The sequence below is a fragment of the Mucilaginibacter sp. GW821-FHT07H05 genome (assembly GCF_059418485.1).
Genome location: NZ_JBWKPY010000002.1, coordinates 850392 through 859114, shown reverse-complemented (window position 1 = coordinate 859114; position 8723 = coordinate 850392). Strand labels below are relative to the sequence as shown.

The 8723-nt window shown below is 41.6% G+C and carries 4 protein-coding genes and 1 pseudogene; all 5 read left to right on the top strand.

Annotated features, from left to right (window positions below):
- Nucleotides 1-393 (top strand): annotated as a pseudogene (locus tag AC07M6_RS07870) (hypothetical protein); the annotation flags it as partial.
- 63 nt (nt 394-456) lie between these two features.
- The gene (locus AC07M6_RS07865) at nt 457-3858 is read left to right on the top strand and encodes an RHS repeat domain-containing protein (RefSeq protein WP_494888445.1); all 3402 of its coding nucleotides are present in this window, start codon (nt 457-459) and stop codon (nt 3856-3858) included.
- Nucleotides 3859-4072: 214 nt separating this feature from the next.
- A complete protein-coding gene (locus AC07M6_RS07860) occupies nt 4073-4348 on the top strand; it encodes a hypothetical protein (RefSeq protein ID WP_494888444.1) in 276 nt (91 codons plus the stop codon).
- Between the two features lie 7 nt (nt 4349-4355).
- Nucleotides 4356-7916, top strand: a complete 3561-nt coding sequence (locus tag AC07M6_RS07855; RefSeq protein WP_494888443.1) for a DUF6443 domain-containing protein — start codon at nt 4356-4358, stop codon at nt 7914-7916.
- A gap of 3 nt (nt 7917-7919) precedes the next feature.
- Nucleotides 7920-8480: a DUF6843 domain-containing protein gene (locus AC07M6_RS07850; protein ID WP_494888442.1), complete on the top strand. Its 561-nt coding sequence runs from the start codon at nt 7920-7922 to the stop codon at nt 8478-8480.
- Nucleotides 8481-8723: the final 243 nt, after the last annotated feature.

Here is an 8723-nt window from a genome sequence, read left to right as displayed (position 1 = left end):
AATGGTTATGTTGGCATCGGTACAAGTACACCTCACGAAGCGCTATCCGTTAACGGCACAATTCGCTCTAAGGAAGTAAAAGTAGAAATAGCTAACTGGCCGGATTATGTTTTTAACCCTGCTTATAAACTCCCCTCGCTTTCAGAAGTAAAAGCCTACATCGATAAAAACCAGCATTTGCCGGATATGCCGTCTGAGCAGGAAGTAGCTAAGGAAGGGATCAATCTTGGTGAAATGAATAAGCTGCTCACTAAAAAGGTGGAGGAGTTGACGCTTTATTTGATTGAAAAAGAGAAAGAGCAGGAAAAAGTAAATAGGGAAATGATCGAGGCAATGGAAAGTTTGAGGAAGGAGATAAAAGCCCTTAAGAACTCAAGGCAGCCCGAGAAATAACCATTTTTGTTCGTTTATAAAAGCAATCCTACTCCCTTATTATACTTATAGCCAATAAAATCCATGAAAAGAACTTTGCTATTAATACTATTAGTTGCTAATGTATTATTATGTTATTCACAAGAGTTGCCGGATCATGCGCCGGTAGCACCAAATTCTTCAGCTTTAGGTAGTTATGGTGCCAATCCGGTTAGTTATTACACTGGTACACCTCAAATCTCTGTACCTGTTTATACAATCAAAACTAACACGCTCAATTTTCCCATCGCGCTGAACTATCATGCTGATGGCCTCAAGGTACTAAGCGAAGCAACATTTGTTGGATTGGATTGGACATTAAGCAATTCCGGGGTAATTACCAGGTCGATAGAAGCATTGGATGACCTTACTGATAAAGGGTATTATCATCACCCGTTCTCTCAGATTGCCGTGGGCAATGGTAAGGACCCCGCGCCGGATGCTTTTTATTACAATTTTAATGGAAAGTCGGGCTGTTTTGTTATTGAATATCCAGGGGTTGTACGGTTGTTAAAAAAAGATAATGATATATCTATTCAATTAGATCCTGACCAAAATTTCAAAATAATAGTAGAAGATGGTACTGTGTATTATTTTGCAAAAAAAGAATACCAGGACCAGGCAATAACTATATCAGGGTCATCGCCTGACCGACATATAGATCGTCATTACGTTACGGCCTGGTATCTATCCAGCATCACTTCAACTACAGGCGAAGTAATGGCCTTTAACTATACATCAAACATGGCCAGAACGATCTCTGATCATCAATCAGTAAGTTCGTCAACGTTTAATAGTATCCAAATTTTAGGTGGGGGAACTTGTACTACCCAAGATTTTTATAATATTCAGCATCAGTACGAAGGGCAGTTTACTACTGTTAATAGTACCTTCACCCATTCGATTACTGACGAAGTATTGCTTGATAATATCACATTTACAGGCGGGGTTGTCAGATTTACCTACTCCGACCGGTATGATATTCAAAGTGATTTGCCCAATGGCCAATACGCTCAAAAGCTGGATCAAATAGCTGTTTATGACAATAATAATCTGCTGGTCAAAAAATATGGTTTAGGATATACTTACTTTACAGCCCCCATAAATGGGCAAAACGGATACCTTAACCAGCGGTTGCAGCTCCGATCATTTTATGAGCTGCCTGGTGCATATGTTGAACCGAAACTGACTTATACCTTTTCATACAATACTACATCAAGTGCGCCCTTTCCCACTAAATCCGATGCCACACATGAACCTTTTGGCTTTTATTCAGCTGATCCAACACTTGGATTACTTCAGCAAATAAAGTATCCTACCGGAGGTTCTGTCAACTTTACTTTTGAGTCAATTGGATTATACGGTGCCCGCATAGGCAAAATTGAGAATTGGGGGGCTAATAATGAGGTACTGGGCTGTAAAAAATTCACCTATGCTGGCGGCCGGCCAATGATAGGCATTTTAAATACTTTCACAACGGTTTATTTCACAACTTACACATGTAACAATCCAGACTCATTTTCTACAATAGCAAATATTTATGTAAACTATACATCTACCAAGCTCAATAGTTTTTTACAGACCGGGCCTTCAAATATGGGCAACATATATGGTTACGACCAGGTGACGGAATTAGATGGGCCAAATGGAGAGAATGGAAAAACGGTGTACAATTACTATAACGTGGCGGATACGCCAAATGATATATTTGTTTCATCCACACATGACCAGAATAACGGCCTTTTGCTGTCGAAAGAGACTTATAAAAACACAGGCACTAATACGTTCGGCCCGATGGCAAAAACCGTATACACGCCGCTTACCCGTAATCAGGTGGTTATTACTGGTAAAAATTGGTCTTCGGCGGGTAATGACACATTCAGTAGTTACAATATTAATTCGCAGGATGTTGTAATTACTAAAGAAGAGAACTGGACATACGCCCCCAGCGGCACAATGTACGGAGTAATCGATTATACCTATCATCCAAATTACCTGCAGCCTGCTACTATACAAACAACATCAAGCGATAACAAGATTTTAAAAACAATAAACAGGTATGCTTATGATATGGGCGCAATAAGCCCGTATACTGATATGGTAGCGGCGCACATGATCAGCCAGCCAATTGAAACTGAAAAACAAGTGAATGGAGTTTTAGACAAAACCATAAACACTTACAGCAAAAACTGGCCGGCTTTTCCCGGGCTTATTTTGCCCAATGATGTAGGAACACAAAAAAATAGCAACCCTGTTGAAACACGCATACAGTATAATGGTTACGATGGCTATGTTAACCCGTCTTCTTTGTCGTATAAAGCAGGGCCGAACGTAGTTTACACCTGGGGCTATAATGGGCTTTATCCCGTTAGCAAAACCATTAATGCCCCCCTAGGGAATATAGCTTTTAGCAACTGTGAAGAACCTTTAACCCTTGCCCAAACAGATAAAAGTGGCAGTAACCTGTATTTTTATACAAATGATGTCGCTTTTGTTCCATATAATAATGCACACACCGGCCATAAAAGTTTTTATCTCACGACCGGAAGCCAGCACACGATCAGCACAAGAAACACTCTTCCCTCTGGCAAGTACGTTTTTAGCTATTGGTCAAAATGCGACATACCAAATAATACTGCTACAGTAAGCTTAGGCACAGGCATCACCATTTTGAGCCAGCAGGACCAAGCCGCAAATAATATGGGCTGGCGATATCACGAAGCGGTAGTGACCCTGCCTGTTGCAGATTATTTTACAATATACCCCAATGCCGGGGGGGCGAATATCTTTATTGATGACATTAGGATATACCCGGTAGGCGCACAAATGACGACGTATACTTATGACCCTTTGATTGGTGTTACCAGCATTACAGATGGCCGGAACAACGTACTTTATTACGAGTATGACAACTTTAAACGGTTGAGCAAAATAAAAGACCAGAACGGAAACATAAAGAACAGCTACTGCTATAACTATGCCGGGCAATCTTTTGGCTGCCTGGTAACATTTAACCCGCCACCCCCGGCGCCTACCCCTGATCCGCCGGTTGGGCTTTATGTTAGGTTAGAGATTACTAATGTTAATAATGAATATTTTGGTAGTGGAGATACTTATTCTTCTATACAATCGGGCGAGATTTGCATCAAACTTTATTCAGACCCGGCTTGCACTATTCCGCTCACGTTACCTTATGATATACCTATTGTGCTTACCCTTGGCTATAACATCCTTGATGATATGGGGAATGACGCGGCTGTGCCAGATTATGGTATATATACGCTTACCGCCGGTAACAGTTCTTATTGCTTAGGCGCAATGGACCTGTATTACATCAGCCATTACCTTGATGGTAATAATAACCCGCACTATCAGGAATATGATTACCATTACTTCCTCACTCCAGGCAGTAACGCGTATAGGGAGAAGCCAACTGTAACTTATTAAATATTAAAATGTTATGCGAAAGATAAATATTTATTCATATGGGTTTTCACTGCTGGTAATAATATGCCTGTGCAGTAATGTACTAAAAGCACAGCAACCGGCTTCTCGAATGGTTCCGGACAGTGCTGCTACAACAAAAATATCCATCAGCAAAGCAAGAGCTACGCAACTGCAATGGGCTTTTAACTTTCATAATGCAGAGATTAATAAGCTGATGAAAGATAACACAATGGATGCTAAAGAGCGGCAACAGTTGTTAAAACAATTACTGGATCAGCGCCGCCAAGTAGTAGCAGCCATCCTTACCCCGGTGCAAAAAGAACAGCTAAAGCAAAGCATGCCCGTCGACTCGGTCAAAGCACAGGCACGGCGCGACGCCATTATTTTGCGGCACCAGCAGCAATTGAACCGGACACCGCATCAGGAATCTCAGTTTATTCCAACCGAGGTGCTAAAAAAGAGTAAATCACCATCAGTTAACCAACAATAAATCAGCCATGATCACTATTACCCAATACAGCAGGCAATTACGGTTAACGCTGCCTGTTATGATATTGCTAAGCTTTTCATTAAGCAGCAAAGCCCAGCGCACTGTAAATGGATTTAATACCAATCATGGCGATATCAGCGATCCGGTAAGCATCACGCTGACCGATGGTTTCAGATCATCGCCCATTGGCATGCAATCAGTGCGCATACACATCGTAAACGCCGATTATCAATTTTTGACCACGGCACCAAGCGCAAACCAAAATTATATCATTAGCTATACGCCGCGCAAATCCGGAATTACCAATCCGGATGATCCGGCCAATATCACCCGTGATGTAATGGTTAGTATAAAATATATGGACGGATTGGGAAGGGCCTTACAAAATGTACAAGTAAAAGCCAGCCCTTATGGCAGGGATATTGTACAACCTTTGGTTTATGATGCTTTTGGCCGCGAAGCTGTTAAATATTTGCCATATACTTTACCTGCAACTGTTATCAGCGATGGTAGTTATAAAACCACGGCCATTGCCGATCAGATGGCTTTTTATAACCCCAACGGCAGCAGTGGTACGCAACTTTCAACAGGCGTAGCACGAATTACCACGCCTTATGCCGAAACGCGTTTTGAACCTTCTGCATTTAACAGGCCGCTGGAACAGGGCGCCCCTGGCGACCCCTGGCAGCTAACCGGCACTGCCGGGCTAACAGCCACGCCGGGCCATACCATAAAAAAAACTTATGATGTTAATGTAACCAATGAAGTAGCTTATTGGACAACAAATAGCAGTGGCGGCGCAGCCACGTCTGCAGCTTACCAGCCCAACCAATTAGATAAAACAATTGAAAAGGACGAGAATTGGATTAGCGGTAAGGCAGGAACAAGTGAAGAGTTTAAAGATAAACAGGGCAGGATTGTATTAAAGCGAATATGGAAAGATGAAAGTACTTGCTTAAATACCTACTACGTGTATGACGATGTTGGCAACCTTGCTTATGTGATACCGCCTGCGGTAACCACAACCAGTTTTACCGAGGCATCAACCGACGCGGAGTTTAATAATTATATTTACGCCTACCATTCTGACAATAGAAACCGCGTAGCCGAAAAAAAGATCCCCGGTAAGGGTTGGGAGCACCTGGCATATAACTACATAGGCCAGGTAGTAGCCACACAGGATGCCATGCAAAGGGCCAATAACAAGTGGACATTTACCAAATATGACGGCCGGGGCCGGGTAATCATGACCGGGGAAATTACGGATAACCGTACCCACCAGCAAATAACTGATGCCCTAATTAACCAAACTATTAATTGGGAAACACCTGACAATGCTTTTGCCGATGGTTATACCACTTCCAACAGTTTCCCTACAAGTTGGAACTTATTGTATACTGTAAAGTTTTATGACGATTATACTTTTCCTGGTAATGCTACTTTTGCCCCAACGGCTACAGGTATTACTATCGATGCCACCGGATTGTTGACCGGCAGCAAAACCAGGATATTAACTACCGGGCAAATGCTGCTGACAGAAAATTATTACGATGCCGAGGGCCGTTTGCGGGAAAGCATAAGCCAAAACAACATCGGGGGGAATGACCGTGTAGTGAACGACTATAATTTTACCAGTCAATTGGTACAAAGCATACGCACACATAATAGTAGTAGCATTGCCAGCCTGGTTATTAAAAACCAGTACAGGTACGATCACCTGGGCCGCAAAACCCACACCTTACAGCAAACCGGTACAACGCAGCCAATGGTAGTGGTAAGTAAATCAGATTATAACGAATTAGGCCAGCTGATGAGCAAGAGGTTGCACGGTGTAATTACCGGCACTGATACCCTGTACTTGCAGGAGATCAACTACACTTACAATGATCGGGCTTGGTTAAGCAGCAGTACTGCGCCCCTGTTTGCCGAACAGTTGAGATATAACGACGCCAGTAACGGAATAACTTCACAGTTTAACGGTAACATTGCTAACCAGTATTGGGGTATCCAGGGTAACGTTACTAAAAGGTATGATTACAGTTATGATGCGCTTGATCGTTTAACCAAAGGGGTATCTACCACCGGCCATAGCGAAACAGGCCAGTCGGGTGGCGATATCGATTACGATGCAATGGGCAATATCCAACACTTAAAACGTGTAGATCCGACCTCTGGAACCGGAAATTACACATATAACTATACCGGTAATCAGTTGCAAACGGTGAGCGGATTAACAGCCAGTACCTATCATTACGACAATAACGGCAATGCCGACCATGACGGGCGGACTGGCAGGGACATCGGTTATAATTATTTAAACCTGCCGCAAACAATTAACTCGGGCGCAAATACTATCACTTACACTTATACCGCCGACGGCAAAAAACTGAAACGGGCCAGCAGCCAGGCTGGTAATACAGATTATGATGATGGTATTATTTATGATAACGGCGGGGTATATATTATAACTGAAGAAGGCCGCGTGTTAAAATCGGGTAACGAGTTTAACAACTACGAATACAGCCTGACCGATCATTTGGGTAATAGCCGGGTAACATTTGATAGCAGTTTAGGTTATGCCCGCCTTGTGCAAAGTAACGATTACCATCCGTTTGGTATGGAACATACCAGCAACGTTACAGGATCCCCTAAAAACGAGTACCTTTATAATAAGAAAGAATTACAGGAAGAGTTAGGCCAGTATGATTACGGGGCCCGGTTTTATGATCCGGTGATTGCAAGGTGGACGAGCATAGATCCGTTAGCGGAGAAAAACAGAAGATGGTCACCGTATAATTATGTTCAGGGAAATCCAATAAGGTTAATCGATCCAGATGGCGCATTTCCGATTGATATAACACTTAGATCATTTGCGCCCTTCAACTGGTTTGGGGGCGGATTCAAAGGAGATGGTGAAAACAGAAGATTTAGTGTAGACCCAAATGCAAAATCTAAATTAAACGCGATGGTTAGGGTGGAAACTGATAACAATTCCATCATAAGTACCCGAGGCGGAGCTACAATAAGCAAGGGGGGCTTTGGGTTGTGGTCAGCTCGTTCGCCGACAGAAGTGCAAGCAACTATGAGTGGTAACACTTTAGCAATGAGCAGTCAAGCAGGCAATCACGCAGCCATTCCATTTTTTGATACCAAAATAGGAACTTGGACAAATGAAGATATTGATAATAACGCGAAACTCCATTTTGCCATTTTTAATGGTGAAAAAGGCAATCAAATCTTACGTATTAGCGGAGAAATTACTGGTGACCATTTCCCAGCAGGAGAAGCCTTCGCTACAGATGCCAAAGGGAATTCTGTTTTTTTGGGGGCATCAGATGCCGGTCCTTGGTCACACAATTCAACCTTTGCTCCTTATTTTGGATTAGCGGGCCATGGTGATCAAGTGATGTCTGTTGTGAATGTGTCTATTAATGTTAATAAAGATGGAACATTTAACAGCGTGGTCGGTTCAGATGGTAAAACAATATCAATAAGTGACTGGAATAAAAAATTTGAACAAAAACCGACCGTGCCTTATTCTCAAACCGTTGGTATGACCATAAAATAGTTTATGAAAACAATAAATTTACTCTTACTTCTTCCTTTACTTGCTTCCTGTAAATTTGCTGATAAGGAAGCTTATATCTTACCTCAAGGTTTCATTGGGAATGCTGTAATGCTTACAAATGTAAAAAATGGCACCCAAAAAAGTTATGATAAAAATGATCGTAGGTTGTACGTGTTTCCAAAAACCGGTATTTTACTAAGCCAGTTTAAAGAAACATATGGTATCATTGACCGTCGTTTTTTTTATAGCACTATATTTGGTAGTGAGATTAAAGGCATCCATTATCGAGATGATTTTGATAATTTGGAACAAAATAAAATTTATGCATTTTATGGAAACGATGTCACGATAACATTTCCGAATACAAAAGATACAGTGGGCTTGCAAATTATCACTGTTTGTAAACCCAAAGATTACGATACTTTTAAAAACGAGAAATTCGTAAAACTCCTTTTAGGGATTCATTTTGCTTATTCTGATCTGGAATATAAAAAATTGCTTGCACTCAAAAACGCCTCGATTTCTTCCTTAAACGTTCCCACTAATACTAAAAAAGATAAATAGATTCAGGGTCAATATCAAAATGTGAATGGCTTACTTATGACGTTTTCAGCCTTATGTCCCCGCTTTTTTTAATAATTATACAGCAATTTAATCTGCCTATAACAATCAAGCCCAATCACTAAACGTGGTTGGGCTTTTACTTTTTATAAGCTAACATGGTTTAGTGCTGGATAAGGCCATAATAAGTACAATCGTTGATCATTGATTTTAAAGTTAACCTTAAAAAGCCCGGTTAGGAAGGCT

Coding starts and splice junctions, on each gene's coding strand:
- AC07M6_RS07865 (WP_494888445.1), top strand. CDS start 457: ATGAAAAGAACTTTGCTATTAATACTATTAGTTGCTAATGTATTATTA.
- AC07M6_RS07860 (WP_494888444.1), top strand. CDS start 4,073: ATGAAAGATAACACAATGGATGCTAAAGAGCGGCAACAGTTGTTAAAA.
- AC07M6_RS07855 (WP_494888443.1), top strand. CDS start 4,356: ATGATCACTATTACCCAATACAGCAGGCAATTACGGTTAACGCTGCCT.
- AC07M6_RS07850 (WP_494888442.1), top strand. CDS start 7,920: ATGAAAACAATAAATTTACTCTTACTTCTTCCTTTACTTGCTTCCTGT.